The sequence below is a fragment of the Bacillus sp. CDB3 genome (genome assembly GCF_002081505.1).
GTDB lineage: Bacteria > Bacillota > Bacilli > Bacillales > Bacillaceae_G > Bacillus_A > Bacillus_A cereus_AT.
The window spans coordinates 1-2,298 of the sequence record NZ_ALBR01000148.1 but is presented as its reverse complement, the minus strand read 5'-3'; the positions used below and the strand labels follow the sequence as shown (position 1 = coordinate 2,298).

The following is a 2,298-nucleotide window of genomic DNA, read 5'->3' as shown; positions in this document are numbered from 1 at the left end:
TAGATTTCGTTAGAAATAACTTGTTACTAACCCCAAATACCACTTTAGATTTTAAGTATTCCCCATTCTTTTAAGATTTGTGGTTACATAGCCATATAATTTTTTATTCAATTTCTCCCGTGATTTTTGATATGTAATTTAAGATTTTCTATTTTATTTCTTATAGATACGATTCATTGGTGTGTTAAAATAGTACAGTTATTTTTGAAGTACTTTAATATAAGAAGATTTAATTTTGAAAAAGGAGATAATATGAAAAAGATAGGTGTAATTACTATAGTAGTTTTAGTCCTTCTAGCGATTGCATATATGTTAGTCGGGAATTATTTCTATAATTATGCGTTGAATGCGAAACAAGAAAAAGATTTTTTAGAGGATAATCCTCACTTAACGGAAACGGTGAATGCATCGGGAGGTGCATTGGCTACGAATGAAGACAAGAATGCGAACTTTGTATCAAAATATAAACCTAATACATTAACTATACGCTCTTTTGATAAGCTAAATTTAACAGGTTATGAATATATGAATGAGCAATCTAGTCATAAATGGGCACTTGTAGTTCATGGATATGATGGCAGGGCATCAGCAATGACGAAATATATCCGGAACTTTTATGAACAAGGCTATAATGTCATAGCACCAGACCTTCGTGGGCATGGGAATAGTGAAGGGGGGTATATCGGTATGGGATGACATGATCGCAAAGATGTTTTGCTGTGGATTCAACAAATTTTAAAGAAAGATCCTAATGCTGAAATAGCTCTATTTGGTATTTCTATGGGTGGAGCAACTGTTATGATGACTTCTGGAGAAGATTTACCTTCTAATGTTAAAGTCATTATTGAAGATTGCGGATACTCGACTGTTATTGATGAATTCACGTATCAACTAAAAGATTTATTCCACTTACCGAAGTTTCCTGTTATGAATGCGGCCAATACAGTTACTAAATTGAGGGCTGGATACGATTTAGAAGAGGCTTCGGCTGTAAAACAAGTTGCGAAAAGCAAAACACCTATGCTATTCATTCATGGGGATGCCGATACATTTGTTCCTTTTGAAATGTTAGATGAGGTGTATAATGCTGCAAAAGTAGAAAAAGAGAAATTAATTGTTCCAGGTGCGGGACATGGAGAAGCGGAGAAAATAGATTCAAATAAATATTGGAATACTGTATGGAAATTCGTAGAGAAGTATATTCCAGCATAATTAAAGTTGTTTCATGTTTATATACGATAATCGGAGGGGGAATAGTTTATCCTTTTGATTATCGTTTTTTTTTGCTAATTAGGTATTCTGCTATAAGTATACTTTTGTATGTACTATATGAAGGAGGTAGAGCAAAAATTTTTGAATTCCTTAATCTCAGTGCTACAATGATTAGAAACTAAATGTTAAAGAGGTGTTAATATGAAAATCGAGGTTTGGTCTGATTTTGTATGTCCGTTTTGCTATATTGGGAAGCGTAGATTAGAGACGGCTTTAGAACAATTCCCACATAGGGATGATGTTGAAGTTGAGTTTAAAAGTTTTGAATTAGACCAAAATGCTCCAATCTATTCTGGAACAAGTATTAATGAAGTACTTGCATCAAAGTATGGGATTAGTATTGAAGAAGCTAAGCGTAATAATATACAACTAGGAAATCATGCAGCTAGTATGGGTTTGGACTTTAATTTTGAAGAGATGAAGCCGACAAACACTTTTGATGCGCATCGTCTTGCGAAGTTTGCGAAGGATCAAGGGAAGGAAAAAGAGATTACAGAAAATCTTCTTTTTGCATATTTTACTGAATCAAAAAACTTAAGTGATGTGGAAACACTCGCTACTATTGCTGAAAAGTCGGGACTGGATAAGCAAGAAGTTTTAGATGTTATTAATAATAAAAGTGCTTATGCGAATGATGTTCGAGTTGATGAAGCTATTGCTCAGCAATATCAAATTTCGGGAGTACCTTATTTTATTATTAATCAAAAGTATGCTATTTCAGGTGCACAACCACTTGAAACTTTTGTTGGTGCACTTCAGCAAGTGTGGGAAGAAGAGAATCCCGCACCTAAGTTACAAGAGTTTTCATCAGAAGAAGGAAGCGATATGTCTTGTACTGATGGAAGTTGTTCGATCCCTTCAAAAGAACAATAGTTTTTATGATGGAATAGCAACCCATAGGGAGTTATATGGGTTGCTTATATATAAGTATAGAAGAGATATTTAAATAGATAACTTGGTAATATAATGAGATTTATAAAAAATGAAATTTTTTATAAAAATCCATTGACTATTATTATTTATAAG

Annotated in this window: 1 protein-coding gene and 1 pseudogene; both read left to right on the top strand. The window is 33.2% G+C overall.

Going from position 1 to position 2,298, the window contains the following annotated elements; all coding sequences use genetic code 11:
* Positions 1–252: 252 nt before the first annotated feature.
* A pseudogene (locus tag CDB3_RS31505) lies at positions 253–1,212 on the top strand (alpha/beta hydrolase).
* 201 nt (positions 1,213–1,413) lie between these two features.
* Complete coding sequence (locus CDB3_RS31500) at positions 1,414–2,145, top strand: DsbA family oxidoreductase (RefSeq protein ID WP_128857204.1); 732 nt, start codon at positions 1,414–1,416, stop codon at positions 2,143–2,145.
* The last annotated feature ends 153 nt before the right edge of the window (positions 2,146–2,298 follow it).

Bases quoted from the DNA above. Each gene is read 5' to 3' on its own strand.
- CDB3_RS31500 (WP_128857204.1), top strand. From the start codon at position 1,414: ATGAAAATCGAGGTTTGGTCTGATTTTGTATGTCCGTTTTGCTATATT.